The organism is Thalassiella azotivora (assembly GCF_054781695.1).
On the sequence record NZ_BAAGTX010000008.1, the window covers coordinates 42,864 to 63,586 of the forward strand.

Below are 20,723 nucleotides of genomic sequence, written 5' to 3' on the forward strand. Positions count from 1 at the left end.
AGGGGCGCGCCTGCGGACCGGCTCGGACCGGCTCAGACCGGTTCCGGGGCGGCCTGCCTTCAGGTCACCCGTTCGGGTGCCGACACCAGGAGGGTGAGGACGACGACCCCCGCGAACCCGACGACGATCACCCACCGCTGGCCGTGGACCGGTGAGGAGCTGGCCATCGTCGGCGTGCTCGCCCTGGCGCCCCTCGCCGTGCTCGCCTGGCGCGGGACGGAGGCGCTGTTCCTCCCGGTCGTCGTCGCCGCCTGCTGCTGGCCGGCCGCCGTCGCGCTGGTCCGGCTCAAGGTCGTCCGCCGCCGGCGCTCGCAGGTGACCGCCGTCCTCGACGGCACCCGGCTGACCGTGAGCGGCGGCCGGGTCGGCAGCTCGCGCGGTGACGTCGCCGGGACGAGCCGGGTCTCGGTGCAGCGCAAGGGGCCGGAGACCGTGCTGCAGCTGACGCACCGGTCCGGCGCCCTGCTGGAGGTCCCCACCCGCGTCACCGCCCACCCGGCGCTGGCCGCCGTCCTGCGGGAGCACCTCACCGCCCCCGGCGTGCGGGTCGACGACGGCGCCGCCGCCCTCGTCGAGGCCCTGTGACGGGCGCTCCCCGCGACCCGGCCGACCTCGCGGAGCTCGGCGGCCCTGCCGACGCCGACCCGCTGGCCGCGCTCGCGGCGGAGCACGCCGCGACGACGGCCCGGCTGGCCGACCTCGAACGGGAGCGGTCCCGGGTCGTCGAGGGCACCCGGGACGCGAACACCGACGACGAGCACGACCCCGAGGGGGCCACGATCGCGTTCGAGCGCGAGCAGCTCAGCTCCCTCGTCGAGCAGGCGCGCACGCACCTGCTCGAGCTCGAGGCCGCCCGCGAGCGGGTGCGGCTCGGCTCGTACGGCACGTGCGCGGACTGCGGGCAGCCCGTGCCGGCTGCCCGGCTCGCCGCCCGCCCGACGGCCACCCGCTGCGTGGCCTGCGCCGCACGCGCGACACGCCGACGCTGAGCGGCCGACGTCCCGCCGCGGGGTTGCACCAGCACCCGCAGACGGAAGACTGGCCCGCATGACCCACGACCCGCGAACCCCAGACCCGAGCACGGCGTCCGACGGCAGCGGGACGGACCCGGGTGCCACGCGGTCGCCCGGCGCCCCCGCCGCCCGACCCGTCGACCACGGCACGCTGGCCGCCGTCGCCCACGGCGCCCACGCCCTGCCGCACGACGTCCTCGGCGCCCACCGCCACGACGGCGGCGTGACGGTGCGCTCGCTGCGCCCGTTCGCCGAGTCCGTCGTCGCCGTCACGCAGGACGGCCAGCGGGTCGGGCTCGACCACGAGCGCGACGGCGTGTGGGTGGGCGTGCTCGACACCCCCGACGTCCCCGACTACCGGCTCGAGGTCACCTACCCCGGCCACGGCGCCACCACCGTCGACGACCCCTACCGCTACCTGCCGACGCTCGGTGAGGTGGACCTGCACCTGATCGCGGAGGGGCGCCACGAGCAGCTCTGGCAGGCCCTCGGCGCGCACGTGCGGCGCTACGAGGGGCCGATGGGCGAGGTCGTCGGGACGTCGTTCGCGGTGTGGGCACCGCACGCCCAGGCGGTCCGCGTGGTCGGCGACTTCAACCACTGGGACGGCCGGTCGCACGCGATGCGCTCGCTGGGTGGCAGCGGCGTGTGGGAGCTGTTCGTCCCCGGGGTGGGCGCGGGGACCCGGTACAAGCTGGAGCTGCTGGGACGGGACGGGCACTGGCGCCAGAAGGCCGACCCGATGGCCTACGGCACCGAGGTGCCGCCGTCCACCGCCTCCGTCGTCGTCGAGAGCGGCTACGCGTGGCAGGACGGCGACTGGATGTCCGCGCGCGCCGCGCGCGACCCGCACACCGGGCCGATGAGCGTCTACGAGGTGCACCTCGGCTCCTGGCGCCAGGGGCTGGGCTACCGCGAGCTCGCCGACCAGCTCGTCGGCCACGTGCTGCACTGCGGCTTCACCCACGTCGAGCTGATGCCCGTCGCCGAGCACCCCTTCGGCGGCTCGTGGGGGTACCAGGTCACCTCGTACTACGCGCCCACGTCACGGTTCGGCCACCCGGACGACTTCCGCTACCTCGTGGACCGCCTGCACCAGGCGGGGATCGGCGTCATCCTCGACTGGGTGCCCGCGCACTTCCCGAAGGACGCGTGGGCGCTGGCGCGCTTCGACGGCGAGCCGCTGTACGAGTACCCCGACCCGCGCAAGGGCGAGCACCCGGACTGGGGCACGCTCGTCTTCGACTACGGGCGCAAGGAGGTGCGGAACTTCCTCGTCGCCAACGCCCTGTACTGGCTGGAGGAGTTCCACATCGACGGCATCCGCGTCGACGCGGTCGCCTCGATGCTGTACCTGGACTACTCCCGCGAGGACGGCCAGTGGGTGCCCAACCGCTACGGCGGGCGCGAGCACCTCGAGGCGATCGAGTTCCTGCAGGAGTTCAACGCCACCGCGTACAAGCGCGTCCCCGGCATCGTCACGATCGCCGAGGAGTCCACCGCCTGGCCGGGCGTCACCCGTCCGACCCACCTCGGCGGCCTCGGGTTCGGGCTGAAGTGGAACATGGGCTGGATGCACGACAGCCTCGGCTACGCCGCCGAGGACCCGGTGCACCGCCAGTACCACCACCACCGGATGACGTTCTCCCTCATGTACGCGTTCAGCGAGAGCTTCGTGCTGCCGATCAGCCACGACGAGGTCGTGCACGGCAAGGGCTCGCTGCTGCGCAAGATGCCCGGTGACCGCTGGCAGCAGCTCGCGAACCTGAGGGCCTTCCTCGCGTACATGTGGGCGCACCCGGGCAAGCAGCTGCTCTTCATGGGCCAGGAGTTCGGCCAGGAGGCGGAGTGGGCCGAGTCCCGCAGCCTCGACTGGTGGCTGCTGGACCAGCCGGTGCACCGCGGCGTGCAGGACCTCGTGGCCGACCTGAACGCCCGCTACCAGGAGACGCCCGCGCTGTGGGAGCTCGACCACGACCCCGCGGGCTTCGACTGGGTGGACGCCAACGACACCCAGCACAACGTCTTCTCGTTCGTGCGGCGCGACAAGGCCGGCCGGCCGCTGGTGTGCGTCGTCAACTTCGCCGGCGCCCCGCACGAGGGCTACCGCGTCGGGCTGCCGTCCGCCGGCCGGTGGCGCGAGGTGCTCAACACCGACGCGGCCCGGTACGGCGGCTCGGACGTCGGCAACCTCGGCGCGGTCGAGGCCGACGAGACCCGGTGGCACGGCAAGCCCGCGTCCGTGGTGCTGCGGGTCCCGCCGCTGGGCGCCCTCTGGCTGGCCCCCGAGCAGCCTGAGCAGTCGGAGCAGCCGGAGCAGGAGCGCGCTGGTCAGCCGGGGAGCGAGGCGTAGGCGGCGCGCACCAGGGCGTCGCTGCGCGGTGAGCCGATGATGCCTGGCTGCATCCGGTTCATCATGTACGCGACGGTCATCCGGCGGTCCCGGTCGACCACGACGACGGAGCCGCCCCAACCACCCCAGAAGCCCACCCGCCCGGCCGGCAGGTGCGGGAGCACCTCCGGCCACGGCAGCGCGTAGCCCAGGCCGAAGCGCAGCGGGATCCCGAGCACGACGTCCACGCCGCGCGTCTGCTCCTGCAGGGCGAGGTCGACGGTCCGCGGGGAGAGCAGCCGGACGCCGTCCACCTCCCCGCCGCAGGCCACGACCGACTGGATGCGGGCCACCGACCGCGCGTTGCCGTGGCCACCGGCCGCGGGGACCTCCGCGGTGCGCCAGGTCCCGGTCGCGGTGAAGCGCGCGTCGACGACCGGCCCGGTGAGCGCCCGCACGGCGGGGCTCGCCGGGTCCATCGGCGGCAGCTCGACCGGCGGCGGCGGGACGACCGGCGCGACGCGGTCGTGGTCGGCCGCCGGCAGCCCGATGTGGAAGTCGGCACCCAGCGGTCCGGTGACCTCCTCGCGCAGCACCGTGCCGATCGAGCTGCCGGTGACCCGGCGGACGACCTCCCCGAGCAGGTGCCCCTGGCTGACCAGGTGGTACCCCGAGACGCTGCCGGGCTCGAACCACGGCGCCTGCGCGGCGAGCGCGGCGGTCGAGCGCTCCCAGTCGCACAGGTCCTCCTGCGTCACCGGCTGGTCCCACCCGCTGACCCCCGAGCTGTGCGAGAGCACGTGGCGCACCAGGACGCCGTCCTTGCCGTTGGCGGCGAACTCCGGCCAGTACCGGGCGACGGGGGCGTCGAGGTCCACCTCGCCGCGGTCGACGAGCACCAGCACGACGAGCGCCGCCACCGTCTTGGTCGTGGACCAGACGTTGACGAGGGTGTCCGCCTGCCAGGGGCGGGTCCGCTCCTCGTCGGCCCAGCCGCCCCACAGGTCGACGACCGGCTCGCCGTCGACCGTCACCGCGAGCGAGGCGCCGAGGTCCCGACCGTCGGCCAGCCCGGCGTCGAACACCTCCCGCAGCCCCGCGAACCCCTCGTCGCAGCGTCCCTCGCTCACCACGCAGCACCTCCGGTCGACGTCGTCGACCGGGACGCTACCAAGTTCCCGCACTCCGAGTGCAGGAACCCGGGGTGCCAGGGGTGGTCGGGACCGTCAGAACAGCGCGCTGGCCAGGGCGCGCCGGGCCGGGGCCACCCTCGGGTCCTCGGGGCCGACGACCTCGAACAGCTCGACCAGGCGCACCCGGACCCGCTCGCGCTCCTCCCCCGACGTGACGCGGACGAGGTCGACCAGGCGGGTGAAGGCGTCCTCCACGTGCCCGCCGAGGACGTCGCAGTCGGCCACGAGCAGCTGCGCGTCGACGTCCGACGGGTCCCCGGCGGCGCGGGCGCGGGCCGCGTCCAGGTCGACGTCCGCGGTGCGGCGCAGCAGCTCGACCTGGGCGAGGCCCGCCGTGGCCAGGTCGTCCCCGGGGTCCTGGGCGACGGCGGTCCGGTACGCCCGCGCCGCGGCCTCGTAGTCCCCGCGCTCGATCGCGTCGTAGGCCTCCTGGTGCAGCGGGGGGAGCTCCTCCTCCGCCGGCTCCTCGTCCGCGTCACCGGTGTCCTCGGCGAGGTCGAGACGGCCGTCGACACCGTTCTGTGCGGCGACCTGGAGCAGCTGGTCGAGCACCTGGCGGACCTGCGCCTCGGGGACCGCGCCCTGGAACAGCGGCACCGGCTGGCCCTTGAGGAGCGCCACGACCGTCGGGATCGACTGCACCTGGAAGGCGGCAGAGACCTGTGGGTTCGCGTCCACGTCGACCTTCGCCAGCAGGAAGGCACCCGCGTGCTCCCGGGCGAGCTTCTCCAGCACCGGCGAGAGCTGCTTGCACGGTTCGCACCACGTCGCCCACAGGTCCACCACGACCGGCACCGACAGCGACAGCTCGACGACCTCGCGGAAGCTGGCCTCCGTCACGTCGACGACAGCGGTGCGGAACCCCCCGGCCGTGCCCCCCGTCGCGCCTCCCGTCGCGGCCGGCGCCGCGCCCGCGGCAGGCGAGGCGGCGCCCGCCCGCTGCCCGGCCGAGCGGGTGAGGCCGGACAGGTCCACCGCCCCGCGCAGGTTGATCCCGGGGGAACCGCCGGGACCGTGCGGCATCTGGCTCATGGGTGCTCGCCTCTCTTCGTCAGGTGCGTCGTTCGTGCTGGTGCGGCAGGTGAGGTGGGTGCGAGGTGCGGTCGCCCTCAGGAGGCGGTGACGGCCACGGGACCGCGCTCGGCGGCCACGACCTCCACCAGCTCGTCCGAGTCGGCCGGGGGGACGTGCAGCACGACCACCTCGACGGAGGAGATCGAGACCGACTGCCCGGCCTCCGTCCGCCCGGCGAGGACCGCGAGGTCGGGCGGGAAGTTGTTGAGCTTCGCCCCGGGAGCGGCGACGGTGAACGAGCGCGTCGCGTCCAGGACGGACACGACGATCGCGCCGCCGTCGCTCGTGTGCACCGCCCAGGTGCTGTCCGGGCGCGGGACGTGCGAGGCGGTGTAGCTGAAGCACCCGGGGCAGGTCTGGGAGGCGGCGACCCACTCGGCCTCCTGCTCGCCGATGACGGCATCGCGGAAGGCGTCGGGGGCGAACGCCGCGTTGTTCGGGTCGGGCCGGCCGTTGGTCAGGACCGTCGCGTAACGGGCGACCGCGTCCGCCGGTGACGTGGTCAGCCCCTCACCGTCGTCGACCGCCACCGCCCGCGTCCCCTCGGACGGCGGGGGCGTCCGGGGCAGCGTGACACCGGGCAGGAGGGTGGCCGCGGCCGTCAGCCGGTACGGGGAGCGGGCGTCGGCCTGGCTGAGCACGTGGATGCGCGGCACCGCGTCCGGCGCCGGTTCCGTGACGGTCATGACGAATCGGGGCCAGTCCTCGCCCACGGGCACGACGTCCACGAGCCGCTCACCCAGCAGGGGCTCCGGCGTGGCGAGCGCCGGGTCCGCCGCGCGCACCGCGTAGGCCGCCGTCCGCAGCTGCAGCGGCGCACCGTCGACCCGAGGGGACAGCGGGTCGGCCGTCCCGGCGGCGTCGGCGGCGGCGACCGCCTGCTCGACCTGCTCGACGACCCGGTCGAGCTGGGCGTCGACGACGACCGGCGGCGGGCCGTCGACCTCCACCGGTTGCGGCTCCGGCGGCGGGTCCGAGCACGCCGCCGACGTCGAGAGGGCCAGCAGGGCGACCGCGCCCCAGCGGGTCGCCCTGGCCCTTGCCCTCCCCGGCGTCGACGGCCGACGAGCTCCCCGGTCAGCGGTCACGTCCGTCCTCCTCGTCCGCGGTCTCGGGACGCGGCCGCCCCGGCCACGTGTCGAACCGGACCGTCCGGCCGCCGTCGTGGTGGCCTGCGTCATGGTCGGCTGCGTCATGGTCGGCTGCGTCGTCGTCGGCTGCGTCGTGGTCGGCATAGGCGGCGTCGTGGTCGTCTGCGTCCTGGTCGGCGTCGGCGTCCTCCCACGCGTCCCAGCCGTCGTCGGGGTCGAGGTCGGTGACCACCACGGGGGCACCGGTCCCCCGCCGGCCCGTCCCCGACCCGGCGCTCCGCAGCCTCGGCCACAGCAGCAGACCCGCGGCGCCGAGCAGGAGCAGGGCGCCCAGGGCCACGAGCGGCGTCGCCCAGGGGGTGCTGACCTCGCGGGGCCACGTGAGCGTCACCGTCCCCGGAGCCGGCGACGTGCCGTCACCGGCCGCCAGGACCAGCCACCGCCCCTCACCCGGGTCGTAGTCGAGCGTCGCGCTCCCCGTGCCGGTCTCGGTGCGCACCCACAGGTCGGAGCCCGCCGGGCCCGTGAGGGCCGGGGGCGCCTCCGCCGCCTCGCGCGTCGTGGTGGTCAGACGGCTCGGCTGCTCGGCGTCGAAACCGTCGAGCACCGTGGTGCGCACGCCGTCGGCGTACGCCAGGACGTCCGCCTCGCGACCCAGCGCCAGCAGGACCGGGCCGCCGTCCGACCGCTCGGCCGTGACCGTGACCGGCCCGGGTCGCGCCTCCAGCAGGCCGGGGGCGGTGTGCACCAGCGGGCCGGGCTCCGACAGCGTCGCGCTCGCGGACACCTGGTCGTCGGGCAGCCACACGGTCCGCAGCCCGATCCCCGCGCCCAGGGCCACGAGGCCCAGGACCGCGGTCCCGACCGCCAGCACGCGTCTCACCAGGTCGTCCTCCCGTCGTCCGGTCACCGGCACGGCTCTGCACGGCCGCGTCCCCGGCGCCGCGCCGCGGACCCAGGACCCGACCGGCGCGCACGACGACGGCGGCGCCGGCGCGGCGTCGCGCCCGCCAGGATAGGCCGCGCGGGCGCCGCCTGCGCGACCGGCCGCCGCGGACGCCGGCGGGACGCGCGCGGGCCCGCGCGGACGTGACGGGAACCACCCGCCGTCCTACCGCGTCCCACCCCCGTCCGACAGCTCGCGCGCAGGTGGAGGTCGACGTGGACGAGGCGAAGGGCCCGGGTCGTCACGACGGGGCACCGGGGGCACGGCGGCGCCGCGCCTGGGTGGCGGCGCTGGCGGCCGGCGGGACGACCGCCGCGCTGCTCGTGGCCGGGACCGTGAGCGGTGGCTCCCCCGCCGCCGCAGCCGCGCTCGTGCCCTTCGGTGACTGCGACGAGCTCACCACCTGGACCCGGGACCTGCTGCGCCCGCACGTCGGGCCGTGGGGACTGGACGGTGGCGTGTCCGTGGCGCTGGACGGCGCCGGTGCCGCCGAGGCGAGGGTGGGTGCGGTGACGGAGGGGAGCTCCGCACCCACCTCGGCCGACGCGTCGACGACCGGCGGGGCCGTGGGCCCGGGAGCCACGGGCACGAACGTGCAGGAGGCCGGCGTCGACGAACCCGACCTGGTCAAGGTCGTCGACGGCCTCCTGGTCACCACCGTGGGGGACGAGCTGGTGCTCGCGGACGTCGGCAGTGACCTCCCGCGACCGCTGGGGAGGGTGGGGCTGCCCGCGCTGGAGCACGGGCAGGTCCCGTGGGGCCCCGCAGCGAGCGGGCCGGCGCTGCCGGAACCGCGACCGGTGGAGCCCGGTACGGCGGAACCCGCACTGCCGGAACCCGAGCTGCCGGAACCCGAGCTGCCGGAACCCGAGCTGCCGGAACCCGAGCTGCCGGAACCCGAGCTGCCGGGACCGACGGAGCCGGGTGACGGACTGCAGCCCCGGGAGCCCGGCCCCGCCCCGGAGCCCCTTCCCGAACCGCTTCCACCGGCAGGCGAGCCCGCCCCCTCCGCCGGGTCGGCGGACCTGCTCGTGGTGGGCGACCGCGTCGTGGTGCTGTCGACGTCCTGGGTGCCGACCGGCGCGGACCCGGACCAGGCGGGCGCGGGCGCGGCGGGGATCCTGCCGTTCCCCCTGCCCGGCCAGGTGCTGACGGCCGTCACGGTGGTCGACGTCGCGGACCCGGCGTCCCCGCAGGTCGTGTCCACGACCCACCTCGAGGGCGGCTACGTCTCCGCCCGGCAGTCCGGGGGCTCGGTACGGCTCGTCACGAGCAGCGTCCCGGCGCTGCCGTGGGTCCACCCCGGCGCCGAGGTCGACGGCGAGGCCCTCGACGAGGACGACGCGCAGCGACGCAACCGCGCGGTGCTCGACGACGCGGGACCGGACGTGCTGCTGCCGCACCGGCTCGAGCGGGACGCCGACGGAGCGGTCGTCGCGCGCACGCCGCTGCTGGACTGCGCGTCGGTGTCCCGCCCCGCGCAGGACCCCGGGCCGGGCACGGTGACGGTCACCACGCTGGACCCCGCTGCCGGGGACCCGGTGGTGGACGCCGACGCGGTGATGACCGACGGCGAGCTCGTCTACGCCAGCACCGACCGGCTGTACGTCGCCACCACGGACGGCGGCTGGAGGTGGGCGGACCAGGAGCGTGACGACATCAGCACGGCGCTGCACGGCTTCGACGTCAGCGAGCCGGGGTCGACGGGCTACGTGGCGTCGGGCTCGGTGCAGGGGTGGCTGCTCGGCCGCTGGGCCCTGTCGGAGCGGGACGGCCTCCTGCGGGTGGCGACGACGCGCGGCGAGCGCTGGGCCGGCGACCCGCAGGCCGCGCCGGACACGGACAGCGCGGTGACGGTGCTGGCCGAGCGGGACGGCGCGCTCGAGGTCGTGGGCGAGGTGGGCGGCCTCGGGGTCGGGGAGCAGGTGCGCGCCGTCCGCTGGTTCGACGACCTCGCGGTGGTGGTGACCTTCCGGCAGACCGACCCGCTGTACCTGGTGGACCTCACCGACCCCACCGCACCGGTGGTGCGCGGTGAGCTCAAGATCCCGGGGTACTCGGCGTACCTGCACCCGGTCGGGGGCGACCTGCTCCTCGGCGTCGGGCAGGACGCCACACCGGACGGGCGCACGGTCGGGGCTCAGGTGGCGAGCTACGACGTGTCGGACCTCACCGACCCGCGTCAGGTGGAGGTGCTCGTCGAGCGGGGCACCTTCAGCGAGGTCGAGCACGACTCGCGCGTCTTCTCCTACCTGCCGCAGGCCCGGGTCGCCCTCGTGCCGCTGTCCGGTCCGGACGGGTCGTCGGTGCGGTCCGTCAGCGTCGCCGAGGACGGGGGTCTGACGGAGAGTGGGCGCTGGTCCCCGCCGGGCGGCGAGGGCCCGACCCCGGGCGACCCGGGCACGACCGCCTGGTTGCTGCGCACCGTCCCGGTGGACACCGGACGGGTCGTCGCCGTGTGGCAGGGGACGGACGGCCCGGGCGCGACGGTGCTGTCCGTGGCGGACCTGCGAGCACTCGGCTCGGCAGACCTCGGCTAGGACCCTCGGCTAGGACGGCGAGGGCTCGTCGCCGGCGCGGGCGATCGCCGCCTCGAGGCGGTCGAGCTTGCCCTGCAGCTCGTCGGTGCGTCCGGGACGGATGTCGGCCTTGAGGACCAGGGACACCCGGTCACCGTGCCGTCCGACCGCCTCGCAGGCCCGGCGGACGACGTCCATGCACTCGTCCCACTCGCCCTCGACGGTGGTGAACATGGCGTCGGTGCGGTGCGGCAGCCCGGACTCGCGGACGACGCGCACGGCGTCCGCGACGGCCTCGCTCACCGAGTCACCGGTGCCCGCGGGTGCGACGGAGAAGGCGATCAGCATGGGCTCACCGTCGCACACACCGAGGTCAGGTGGTGCGGCCGGAGGTCACGGCGTCGACGAGCCGGTCGGCCGCCGTGTAGGGGTCGAGCTCGCCGCCGACGACCCGGGCGGCCAGCTCGTCGAGCCCGCGTCCGTGGCGCAGGTCGCCCATCCGCTCCCGCAGGGCGGTGACCGCGATGGTCTCGACCTCCCCCGCCGCACGCCGCTGCCGCCGACGCCCGAGCTCCCCGGACGCGGTGAGCCACGCGTGGTGCTTGTCGAGCTCCTCGACCAGCTCGTCGATGCCCTCGCCCTTGGCGGCGACCGTCTTGACGACCGGCGGCCGCCAGTCCCCCGGCTGACGGCCCTCGGCCAGCGCGACCATGTTCCGCAGGTCGCGGACGGTCGAGTCCGCCCCCTCCCGGTCGGCCTTGTTGACGACGAAGACGTCGCCGATCTCGAGGATCCCGGCCTTGGCGGCCTGGATCCCGTCGCCCATCCCCGGGGCGAGCAGCACCAGGGTCGTGTCCGCGGCGGCCGCCACCTCCACCTCGGACTGGCCGACCCCGACCGTCTCCACGAGGACGACGTCGCAGCCGGCCGCGTCCAGGACGCGCACGGCCTGCGGCGTCGCCCACGACAGGCCGCCGAGGTGGCCGCGGCTGGCCATCGAGCGGATGTAGACGCCCCGGTCGAGAGCGTGGTCCTGCATCCGGATCCGGTCGCCCAGCAGGGCACCGCCGGAGAACGGCGAGGACGGGTCCACGGCCAGCACCCCGACCCGCAGGTCGCGCCCACGCAACGCGCGCACGAGGGCGTTCGTGGACGTGGACTTGCCGACCCCCGGGGACCCGGTCAGCCCGAGCACCCGGGCCCGCCCGGTGTGCGGGGCGAGCTCGGCCATCACCTCGCGCAGGGCGGGCGAGGCGTCCTCGACGAGGGAGATCAGCCGGGCCACCGCGCGGGCCGACCCCTCGCGGGCCTGGGTCACCAGGGTCGGGACGTCAGGTGCGGCCCTCATCGTGGTCGTCGCCTCCCGGTCGTGGGCGTGGGTGCGCCGGCTTCCCGGCCGTCGTGCCCGCAGCTCGGCGGGCCGCGGTCCGCCGAACGGGCCGGGAGCCGACCGCGCGGTCGGCTCCCGGCCCGCAGGACCGCTCGAGCGAGTGGTCAGGCGGACGGCACCCGCAGGACCAGGGCGTCGCCCTGACCGCCGCCACCGCACAGGGCGGCGGCGCCCACGCCGCCGCCACGGCGCCGCAGCTCCAGCGCCAGGTGCAGCGCGATCCGGGCGCCGGACATGCCGATCGGGTGGCCCATGGCGATGGCACCGCCGTTGACGTTGACCTTCTCCGGGTCGATGCCCAGGGCCTTGGTGCTGGCCAGGCCGACGGCGGCGAAGGCCTCGTTGATCTCGACCAGGTCGAGGGCCCCGGGCTCGATGCCCTCCTTGGCGCACGCGTGCCGGATGGCGTTGGCGGGCTGCTCCTGCAGGCAGGAGTCGGGGCCGGCCACGTTGCCGTGGGCGCCGATCTCGGCGAGCCAGGTGAGCCCCAGCTCCTCGGCCCTCTCCTTGCTCATGACGACGACCGCGGCGGCGCCGTCGGAGATCTGGGAGGCGGAGCCGGCGGTGATCGTGCCGTCCTTGCGGAAGGCCGGACGCAGCCGGCCGAGCGACTCGACCGTGGTGTCGGCGCGGATGCCCTCGTCGTCCTTGAACAGCAGCGGGTCACCCTTGCGCTGCGGGATCTCGACGGGGACGACCTCGTCGTCGAGCAGGCCGTTCTTCCACGCCTCGGCGGCGCGCTGGTGGCTGCGGGCGGAGAAGGCGTCCTGCTCCTCGCGGGTGAAGGCGTTGTCGCCGGCGTTGGCGGCCTCGGTCAGGCCTCCCATCGCCTGGTCGGTGAGGGCGTCCCACAGGCCGTCGTAGGCCATGTGGTCGCGCATCTGGACGTCGCCGTACTTGAATCCGGAGCGCGACTTCTCCAGCAGGTGCGGCGCCTGGGTCATCGACTCCATGCCGCCGGCGACGACGACGTCGAACTCCCCGGCGCGCACGAGCTGGTCGGCCAGCGCGATGGCGTCGATGCCGGACAGGCAGACCTTGTTGATCGACAGCGCCGGGACGGTGAGCGGGATGCCCGCCTTGTGCGCCGCCTGCCGCGCGGGGATCTGGCCGGCCCCGGCCGTGAGCACCTGCCCCATGATCACGTACTGGACGGCGTCGGGCGCGACACCGGCCTTCTCCAGGGCGCCCTTGATGGCGATGCCACCGAGGTCGGTCGCCGAGAAGTCCTTCAGCGAGCCGAGCAGGCGACCCATGGGGGTGCGGGCGCCGGCCACGATGACGGAGCTGCGGGTGCTGGACACGTTCTGCCTCCCGGGGGTGGACGGCGCCGCCGGCCTGCCGCACGGCTGCTGGTCACGTCCCGCGCCACACTACCGACGCCCGCCGCGGCCGGAAGAGGTCGTGGTGCACGTCACGCGCCCGGTCCGGGATGGGTCACGATGGGCGGACGTCGGCCGCGCGGGGCGGCCACCGGCAGCGAGGACGACGCATGGGCAGGCAGCCGACCGCCGCGGCGGGCGCGGGCGCCGGGGAGGACCTCTCCGACGACGACCTCCGCGAGCACGACCTCTCCGACGACGGCCGAGCCGACGACGGCCTCGTCGCGGGCGAGCGCGCCGTGGCGCCGCGCGGCCTGCCGTGGCTGCTCCTCGTCGGCGGCCTCGTCGGGCTCCTCGCGTCGTTCGACCTGCTGGTGGAGCGCATCCAGCTGCTGATCGACCCCGAGTTCGTCCCGAGCTGCAACATCAACCCGCTGCTCAGCTGCGGTTCGGTGATGGTGACCGAGCAGGCCAGGCTGCTGGGCTTCCCCAACCCGGTCCTCGGGGTCGCCGGCTTCGCGGTCGTCGCGACGACGGGGGCCGCGCTGCTCGCCGGGGCGCGCCTGCGTCCCTGGTACTGGTGGGGCCTGCTGGCGGGTGAGCTGCTGGGGGTCGTGTTCGTGCACTGGCTCGCCTACCAGAGCGTGTTCTCGATCGGCGCCCTGTGCCCGTGGTGCATGGTCGTGTGGACGGTCACCCTGCCGGTCTTCCTCTGGACGGTGGTGCACGCCGCCTCGGCCGGGCACCTCGGCCTGGGCGCCGGGGCGCGGCGCGCCGCGCGCGCCGTCGGCGACTACGCCGTCGCCGTCCTCGTCGGCTGGTACGGGCTGTTCGTCGTCGTCATCGCCCTGGCGTTCTGGGACCAGTGGGCCACGATGCTCGGGATCTGAGCGCCGGCCACCCGCACCCGCCACCCCGCACCCGCCACCCCGCGCCGGCCGGTCGCCCCGGGACGGCGCGTGAGGCTGCCCACAGCGACGCGCCCGCGCGCGGGCCGGTGCCTACGCTGCCCCGCATGAGCACACCCCTCACCGACGACGGCACGGCCGGCGGCCGGCCCCTGTTCACCGCCATCGACCACGTCGGCGTCGCCGTGGCCGACCTCGACGCCGCGATCGCCCTCTACCGCGACACCTTCGGCATGGCGCTGCTGCACACCGAGACCAACGAGGAGCAGGGCGTCCGCGAGGCGATGATGGGCGTCGGACCGGCCGACGCCCCGCACTCCTGCGTCCAGCTGCTCGCGCCGCTGACCCCGGAGTCGACCATCGCGAGGTTCCTCGACCGGTCCGGGCCCGGCGTCCAGCAGGTCGCCTACCGGGTGGACGACGTCGAGGCCGTGTCAGCGGTGCTGCGCGAGCGCGGCGTCCGCCTGCTGTACGACGCGCCCCGCCGGGGGACGTCGGACAGCCGGGTGAACTTCGTGCACCCCAAGGACGCCGGGGGCGTCCTCGTGGAGCTGGTCCAGCCGGCCGGCTGAGGACACCGGCGGTCACCGGGCGGGCGGCGCCCGTGACGACCGTCACCGGGCGCAGCCCTCGCCCGGCGCGGTACCGCGCAGTAGCGTCCCGGCAACCTGCCGCCACCCGGCCGACGAGGTCGGGTGGCGGCGGGACACCACCGACGACGACCCGCGCCGACGCGCGACCACCCAGGAGGCCGCCGTGCAGCACATCCTCGACCTGATCCCCGCCGACGGGCCGAAGGGTCCGGACCCGGACGCGGTCGCCGCGGCGCCGGTCCCGGACCACTACCGGGCGGTGACGGTCCACAAGGACGAGACCGGCATCTTCGAGGGCCTGGCCACCTCGGAGAAGGACCCGCGCACCAGCCTGCACGTCGAGGACGTCGCCACCCCCGAGCTCGGCCCGGGCGAGGCGATCGTGGCCGTGATGGCCAGCGCCATCAACTACAACACCGTGTGGACCTCGATCTTCGAGCCGGTGTCGACGTTCGGCTTCCTCGAGCGGTACGGACGCACGTCGCCGCAGAACGCCCGGCACGACCTGCCGTACCACGTGGTGGGCTCGGACCTCGCCGGTGTCGTCCTGCGCACCGGCCCGGGCGTCAACGCCTGGAAGCCCGGCGACGAGGTCGTCGCGCACTGCCTGTCCGTGGAGCTCGAGCACCCGGACGGCCACGCGGACACCATGCTCGACCCGGAGCAGCGGATCTGGGGCTTCGAGACCAACTTCGGCGGCCTGGCCCACCTCGCCCTGGTCAAGTCCAACCAGCTGATGCCCAAGCCCACCCACCTGACGTGGGAGGAGGCCGCCGTCCCGGGCCTGGTCAACTCCACCGCGTACCGCCAGCTGATCTCCCGCAACGGCGCCGGCCTCAAGCTCGGCGACACCGTCCTGATCTGGGGCGCCTCCGGCGGTCTGGGCTCCTACGCCACGCAGATGGCGCTGGCGGCCGGGGCGACGCCGGTGTGCGTCGTCTCCAGCGAGGACAAGGCCGACATCTGCCGCTCGATGGGCGCCGACCTCGTCATCGACCGCAAGGCCGAGGGCTACCGGTTCTGGAAGGACGAGCAGACCCAGGACCCCAAGGAGTGGCGCCGGTTCGGCAGCCGAATCCGCGAGCTCACCGGCGGCCGCGACGTCGACATCGTGTTCGAGCACCCGGGCCGCGAGACGTTCGGCGCCAGCGTGTACGCCGCGCGCAAGGGCGGCACGATCGTCACCTGCGCCTCGACGTCCGGGTTCATGCACCAGTACGACAACCGCTACCTGTGGATGAACCTCAAGCGGATCATCGGCTCGCACTTCGCCAACTACCGCGAGGCGTGGGAGTCCAACGACCTCATCAACCGCGGCCTGATCCACCCGACCCTGTCGAAGAGCTACGGGCTGGACGACGTCGGCCAGGCGGCCTACGACGTCCACAAGAACCTCCACCAGGGCAAGGTGGGCGTGCTGTGCCTGGCTCCCGAGGAGGGCCTGGGCGTGCGCGACCCGGAGAAGCGGGCGCGGTTCGAGAAGGAGATCAACCGCTTCCGCGACGTCTGACGGACGGGCGCAGCGACGAGAACCACGACGCCGCGGCGGCGGGACACGGTCCCGTCGCCGCGGCGTCCCGCGTCCGGTCGTCCTCGTCGCTAGGCTCGCCGCAGCCCGGCAGCGAGGACGAGGAGGGGTGGGCAGGTGACCGACGAGCACCCCCCGGTCGAGCCGGACGACGGCGCCGCCGCCCCGGGCTCCGCTCCCGCCGGTGCCGGGCGGGCGGGGACCCCGCCCCCGGCCGGCGGGGACGGCAGCGGGCAGCCGGTGGACCCGCGGTCCCGGACGTGGCGCCGGCTGGTCCGTCCCCGCCAGGTGCGACCGTCCCTGCGGCACGCGGCGGAGGTGGTGGCCCAGCGCCGGGCCGCCCGCAGCACCCACCCGGGGGTCCCCACCCTCGACGAGCTGCTGGCGCAGGCGCGGGCGCAGGCCGAGGTGGTCGTGCCCGAGGAGCCGGCCGCGGACGCCGACGGCGAGGAGAGCCGGTTCGGTCGCCCGGGCCGCGCGTTCAACCGGGACCACCCGTTCTACGTCGGCTTCGTCGGCGCCCTCGGCGTGCTGACGGCGTACGCCCTCGTCCAGCTCATCGGCGAGCTGAGCCACGTCATCACCCTGCTCGTGGTGGCCGTCTTCCTGGCGCTGGGGCTGGAGCCGGTGGTGGCGGCGCTGCAGCGCCGCGGGGTGCCCAGGGCCGGGGCCATCACGCTGGTCTTCGCCGGTGTCGTGGCGCTGGTGGCGGGCTTCGTCTCGGCCATCGTGCCGATCATCGTGACCCAGACCACCGAGCTCGTCGCCGAGGTGCCCGAGTACCTCGAGGACGTCCAGCGCAGCCAGTGGTTCACCGACCTCGACGCGCGCTACGACGTCGTCGGCCGGGTCACCGAGGAGGTCGAGTCGTTCTTCAGCGGCGACCGCGTCACCGCGCTGTTCGGCGGCGTGTTCGGCGCCGGCCTGGCCGTGGTCTCCGGGCTGTTCAGCACGTTCACGGTCCTGGTCCTGACGCTGTACTTCCTCGCCTCGATGCACGCGATCACCTCGACCGCCTACGGCCTCGTGCCCGCCTCCCGCAGGCAGCGCGTGCAGCTCCTCGGCGACGAGATCACCCGCCGCATCGGCGGCTACGTCATCGGCCAGATCACGATCGCCACGATCAACGCCGTCGCCAGCTACGTCATGATGACGATCGTCGGCATCCCGTACGCGCTGGTGCTGGCGGTCGTCGTCGGGGTGTTCGGCCTCATCCCCCTGGTGGGCGCCACGATCGGCGCGGTGGTCGTCGTGGTGGTCGCGCTCTTCTCCTCCGTGACCGACGCGGTGATCGTGTCGGTCTACTACGTGGCGTACCAGCAGTTCGAGAACTACGTCATCGTGCCGCGCATCATGCAGCGCACCGTCGCCGTCCCCGGGGCCCTGGTCATCGTCGCGGCGCTCGCGGGCGGCAGCCTGCTCGGCGTCCTGGGCGCGCTGATCGCGATCCCGCTGGCCGCCGGCGTCCTGCTCGTCGTGCAGGAGGTCCTCATGCCGCGGCAGGACCGCTCGTAGACCCCTGCCTCAGCGCCCCAGCCCGTACGGCAGGTCGTGGACGACGCGCTGCCCCGCGTCGCGGGCGACGCGCTCGCGCACGAGCCGCTCGTGCTCGCGCCGGCGGCGCTCACCCAGGACGGCGGCGAGCAGCTCCTCGGCCGACGTCCCGACCGGTGGCGGTGGGGCGACGTACCGGCCGACCCGCGACGCCAGCTCCGCCCCGAGCTGCGCCCGGGCCCCCGGGTGCAGGCGGTCGGCCCGTCCCAGCAGCTGGCGGGCGGCGAGAGCCAGGTCGTCGGGCAGCCGCGCGACGTCCGCCCCGTGCACCCACGCGGCGAGGTGCGCCGGCACGTCGACCGGCGGCGGGCGGTGGGCGGCCGTGCGCTCGCGCACCACGTAGGTCCCGGCGAGCAGGTCACCGAGACGCTTGCCGCGGGCGTTCGCCAGGGAGGTGATGACGGCCGGGCCGCCCGCGGTCATCCACAGCTCACCGACGCCGACGAGCCCGCGCACCAGGGCGTGCCGGAAGCGGACGGGGCCGCCGTCGTCGCGCACGACCCGCAGGCCGCCGGCGAGCTTGCCGAGCGAGCGCCCGCGGGTCAGGGTCTCCCAGGCGACGGGCCACCCGACGAGGACGACGACCGTGACGACGACCGCCGTCGCCTGCACCGCCGCGTCGTCCAGCCCGACGCCGGCGAGGGCGGCCGCCCAGAACAGGCCCACGAGCAGCACGACCTGGGCCAGGGCGTCCAGGGCGACGGCCAGCATCCGGGTGGCGAAGGACGCCGGACGCAGGTCGAGCAGCACCGCCTCGCCGGTGACCAGCTCGCCGGGCAGCAGACCCCGGTCGTCGACCAGACCGCCCTCGTCACGCACGCCGCACACGGTACGCGGGCGGCTGGCCCGGACAGGACCTCACCCACCGCCGGGGCGGACGGCGGTTAGGCTCCGCAGCGGGGCGCGCCCGCGCCCGATCGGGGAGGTCCGGGTGGACGTCGACGCCTTCGCCGCCGTCCACGGCGACGAGTGGGACGAGCTGGAGCGGCTGGTGCGCCGGCGCCGGTTGACCGGCGCGGAGGCCGACCGGCTGGTGCACCTGTACCGGCGCACCGCCACCCACCTGTCGGTCGTGCGCAGCTCGGCACCCGACCCGGTGCTCGTCGCCCGGTTGTCGACCCTGGTGTCCCGCGCCCGCACCCGGCTCGGCGGGGGGCACGAGCCCGCACGCCGTGAGCTCGCCCGCTTCGCGGTGGTCACCTTCCCGGCGGCGCTGTGGCGGATCCGCTGGTGGACGGCGGCCGTGACCGCGGCCTTCCTGCTCGTGTCGTTCGCCGTCGGCGGCTGGGTCGCCGCCTCCCCCGAGGTGCAGGCGGCGCTGCTGTCCGAGGCCGAGACGCGGCAGCTGGTGGAGGAGGAGTTCGAGGCCTACTACAGCGCGAACCCGGCCACCTCGTTCGCCGCCCAGGTGTGGACCAACAACGCGTGGGTGGCGGCCCAGTGCGTCGCGTTCGGCGTCACCGGGGTGTTCGTCGTGTTCGTCCTGCTCGTCAACGCCGTCAACGTCGGCGCGACGGGCGGGGTGATGTGGGCCAACGACCGCGGCGACCTGTTCTTCGGCCTGATCCTGCCGCACGGTCTGCTCGAGCTCACCGCGGTGTTCGTCGCGGCGGCCGCGGGTCTGCGGCTGTTCTGGGCGTGGGTGGCTCCCGGACCGCTGCCCCGCGGGCGCTCCCTGGCCCGCGAGGGCCGCTCGCTGGTGACCGTGGCGCTCGGCCTGGTCGTCGTCCTCGCCGTGTCCGGTGTGGTGGAGGCGTTCGTGACCCCCAGCCCCCTGCCGACCTGGGCGAGGATCGGCATCGGCGCGCTGGTGCTGCTGCTCTTCCTGGCCTACGCGGGTGTGCTCGGGTCCCGGGCGGCGGCGGCCGGCGAGACCGGGGACCTGCGCCGTGAGCACGCCGGGGACGTCGTCCCGGTCGCCGGGTAGCCGGCGACCCGCAGGCGCCGCCTCACAGCCGCCCGGCGGCCTTGAGTGCGAGGTAGGTGTCGGCCAGGCGGGGCGGCAGGTCCTCCGGGTCGCCCTCGACCACCTCGGCCCCGGCCCGGCGCAGCGCCGACTCCAGCGCGTCGCGCTCGAGCTCGCCGCGTGCGGCCGCGGCGGCGTCGACGGCCGCGTCGGCGTCCCCGCGCCCGGCGGCCAGCCGGGTGAGCTCGGGGTCCGTCACCGACGCCACGACCACGGTGTGCCGCCGGGCCAGGACCGGCACGGCCGGCAGCAGCCCCTCCTCCGCGGCACCGGCGTCCAGGGGGGTCAGCAGCACCACGAGCGCCCGGTGGTTGAGCCGGTCGAGCACCTCGGCGGTCACCGCGGACCAGTCCGCCTCGACCAGCGCGGGCTCCAGCGGGGCCATGGCCTGCACGAGGGACTGCAGCAGCTGGGCGCCCTTGCTGCCGCTGACCCGGGCGCGGACGCGCCGGTCGACGGCGACCAGGTCGACGCGGTCACCGGCCCGGGTGGCCAGCGCGGCGAGCAGCAGGGCCGCGTCCATCGCCGCGTCGAGCCGGGGTTGGTCACCGACCCTGGCGGCGGACGTGCGGGAGGTGTCGAGCACGAGGAGCACCCGGCGGTCGCGCTCGGGCCGCCAGGTGCGGACCACGACGTGCTGGCGCCGGGCGGTGGCCCGCCAGTCGATGGACCGGACGTCGTCCCCGTCGACGTAGTCGCGCAGCGAGTCGAACTCGGTGCCCTGGCCGCGCAGCCGGACCGCGGACCGGCCGTCGAGGTCGCGCAGCCGCGCCAGCTTCGCCGGCAGGTGGCGCCGGGAGGTGAAGGGAGGCAGCACCCGCAGCCGGCCCTCCACCGGCAACGACACCTGCCGCCCGGCCAGCCGCAGCGGCCCGAGGGCGCGGACGGTCACCGCACCCGCGGCGCGGTCCCCGCGCCGCGTGGGCCGCAGCGGCGTGCGGTACCGGCGGCGCTCCCCCGACGGCACGTCGAGCCGGTGGCGGTCGGCGCCGGGGGCGGCGCCGGCCGACGGCGGCCAGGCGTCGCGCAGGACGCCCCGCAGGTGCCGCGGACCGGTGTGGGTCACCAGGAGGTCGCTCGTGCACGGCTCCCCCAGCCGCACGGACGGAGGGAGCGACCGGCGCACCGACACGGTGCGCGGCGAGGCGGCCAGCGCGACGTCCAGCAGGACGGCGGCGCACGTCACCAGCGCCCAGCCGAGGACCCCCCACCCGCCGGCGAGCACGGCCGCCGGTACCCCGAGCAGCACGAGCAGGGCCAGCCGCCCGGTCACGACCACGGCTGGTCCTGGGCG

General features: G+C 75.6%; 18 protein-coding genes. 9 read left to right on the forward strand and 9 right to left on the reverse strand.

Features of this window, described 5'->3' with window-relative positions; genetic code table 11:
* Positions 1–93: 93 nt before the first annotated feature.
* Genes ACYVQV_RS06995 through glgB form a run of 3 tightly spaced genes read left to right on the forward strand, consistent with a single transcriptional unit; the run spans position 94 to position 3,366 of the window.
* Positions 94–585, forward strand: a complete 492-nt coding sequence (locus tag ACYVQV_RS06995) for a hypothetical protein (RefSeq protein WP_461022550.1) — start codon at positions 94–96, stop codon at positions 583–585.
* Entirely contained in the window at positions 582–989 is a 408-nt protein-coding gene (locus ACYVQV_RS07000) for a TraR/DksA family transcriptional regulator (RefSeq protein ID WP_461022551.1), read from the forward strand. Before ACYVQV_RS06995 ends, ACYVQV_RS07000 begins: the two co-directional genes overlap by 4 nt.
* A 58-nt stretch (positions 990–1,047) precedes the next feature.
* Complete coding sequence (glgB, locus tag ACYVQV_RS07005; RefSeq protein ID WP_461022552.1) at positions 1,048–3,366, forward strand: 1,4-alpha-glucan branching protein GlgB; 2,319 nt, start codon at positions 1,048–1,050, stop codon at positions 3,364–3,366.
* On the opposite strand, the gene ACYVQV_RS07010 is transcribed toward glgB, so the two are convergent.
* The 4 genes from ACYVQV_RS07010 to ACYVQV_RS07025 form a co-directional block, all read right to left on the reverse strand.
* Positions 3,345–4,475 carry a serine hydrolase domain-containing protein gene (locus tag ACYVQV_RS07010; protein WP_461022553.1) on the reverse strand — a complete coding sequence of 377 codons (1,131 nt, stop codon included), beginning with the start codon at positions 4,473–4,475 and terminating at the stop codon, positions 3,345–3,347. The genes glgB and ACYVQV_RS07010 overlap by 22 nt on opposite strands.
* Positions 4,476–4,571: 96 nt before the next feature.
* Positions 4,572–5,570, reverse strand: coding sequence for a tetratricopeptide repeat protein (locus ACYVQV_RS07015; RefSeq protein WP_461022554.1), 999 nt, complete (start codon positions 5,568–5,570; stop codon positions 4,572–4,574).
* Between the two features lie 77 nt (positions 5,571–5,647).
* The gene (locus ACYVQV_RS07020) at positions 5,648–6,700 is read right to left on the reverse strand and encodes a hypothetical protein (protein WP_461022555.1); all 1,053 of its coding nucleotides are present in this window, start codon (positions 6,698–6,700) and stop codon (positions 5,648–5,650) included.
* Entirely contained in the window at positions 6,690–7,586 is an 897-nt protein-coding gene (locus ACYVQV_RS07025; RefSeq protein WP_461022556.1) for a hypothetical protein, read from the reverse strand. Before ACYVQV_RS07025 ends, ACYVQV_RS07020 begins: the two co-directional genes overlap by 11 nt.
* A 278-nt stretch (positions 7,587–7,864) precedes the next feature.
* On the opposite strand from ACYVQV_RS07025, the gene ACYVQV_RS07030 reads away from it, so the two are divergent.
* Positions 7,865–10,189, forward strand: a complete 2,325-nt coding sequence (locus ACYVQV_RS07030) for a beta-propeller domain-containing protein (RefSeq protein WP_461022557.1) — start codon at positions 7,865–7,867, stop codon at positions 10,187–10,189.
* A 9-nt stretch (positions 10,190–10,198) separates the two neighbouring features.
* Here ACYVQV_RS07030 and ACYVQV_RS07035 read toward each other — a convergent pair whose 3' ends face one another.
* The 3 genes from ACYVQV_RS07035 to ACYVQV_RS07045 form a co-directional block, all read right to left on the reverse strand.
* Positions 10,199–10,516 carry a thiamine-binding protein gene (locus ACYVQV_RS07035; RefSeq protein WP_461022558.1) on the reverse strand — a complete coding sequence of 106 codons (318 nt, stop codon included), beginning with the start codon at positions 10,514–10,516 and terminating at the stop codon, positions 10,199–10,201.
* A gap of 25 nt (positions 10,517–10,541) precedes the next feature.
* Complete coding sequence (gene meaB / locus ACYVQV_RS07040; RefSeq protein ID WP_461022559.1) at positions 10,542–11,516, reverse strand: methylmalonyl Co-A mutase-associated GTPase MeaB; 975 nt, start codon at positions 11,514–11,516, stop codon at positions 10,542–10,544.
* A gap of 146 nt (positions 11,517–11,662) precedes the next feature.
* Positions 11,663–12,814 carry an acetyl-CoA C-acetyltransferase gene (locus ACYVQV_RS07045; RefSeq protein WP_461022647.1) on the reverse strand — a complete coding sequence of 384 codons (1,152 nt, stop codon included), beginning with the start codon at positions 12,812–12,814 and terminating at the stop codon, positions 11,663–11,665.
* A 236-nt stretch (positions 12,815–13,050) separates the two neighbouring features.
* On the opposite strand from ACYVQV_RS07045, the gene ACYVQV_RS07050 reads away from it, so the two are divergent.
* The 4 genes from ACYVQV_RS07050 (at position 13,051) to ACYVQV_RS07065 (ending at position 17,424) form a co-directional block, all read left to right on the forward strand.
* Complete coding sequence (locus tag ACYVQV_RS07050) at positions 13,051–13,770, forward strand: vitamin K epoxide reductase family protein (RefSeq protein ID WP_461022560.1); 720 nt, start codon at positions 13,051–13,053, stop codon at positions 13,768–13,770.
* 125 nt (positions 13,771–13,895) lie between these two features.
* On the forward strand, positions 13,896–14,360 hold the full coding sequence (mce, locus tag ACYVQV_RS07055) for a methylmalonyl-CoA epimerase (protein WP_461022561.1): 465 nt from the start codon (positions 13,896–13,898) through the stop codon (positions 14,358–14,360).
* A 193-nt stretch (positions 14,361–14,553) separates the two neighbouring features.
* Complete coding sequence (gene ccrA, locus ACYVQV_RS07060; protein ID WP_461022648.1) at positions 14,554–15,891, forward strand: crotonyl-CoA carboxylase/reductase; 1,338 nt, start codon at positions 14,554–14,556, stop codon at positions 15,889–15,891.
* A 135-nt stretch (positions 15,892–16,026) separates the two neighbouring features.
* Complete coding sequence (locus tag ACYVQV_RS07065) at positions 16,027–17,424, forward strand: AI-2E family transporter (RefSeq protein ID WP_461022562.1); 1,398 nt, start codon at positions 16,027–16,029, stop codon at positions 17,422–17,424.
* Positions 17,425–17,433: 9 nt separating this feature from the next.
* On the opposite strand, the gene ACYVQV_RS07070 is transcribed toward ACYVQV_RS07065, so the two are convergent.
* Entirely contained in the window at positions 17,434–18,282 is an 849-nt protein-coding gene (locus tag ACYVQV_RS07070; protein WP_461022563.1) for an RDD family protein, read from the reverse strand.
* A 112-nt stretch (positions 18,283–18,394) separates the two neighbouring features.
* Between ACYVQV_RS07070 and ACYVQV_RS07075 the strand changes: the two genes are divergently transcribed.
* Complete coding sequence (locus ACYVQV_RS07075) at positions 18,395–19,390, forward strand: stage II sporulation protein M (RefSeq protein ID WP_461022564.1); 996 nt, start codon at positions 18,395–18,397, stop codon at positions 19,388–19,390.
* A gap of 22 nt (positions 19,391–19,412) precedes the next feature.
* On the opposite strand, the gene ACYVQV_RS07080 is transcribed toward ACYVQV_RS07075, so the two are convergent.
* The gene (locus ACYVQV_RS07080; protein WP_461022565.1) at positions 19,413–20,708 is read right to left on the reverse strand and encodes a DUF58 domain-containing protein; all 1,296 of its coding nucleotides are present in this window, start codon (positions 20,706–20,708) and stop codon (positions 19,413–19,415) included.
* Positions 20,709–20,723: the final 15 nt, after the last annotated feature.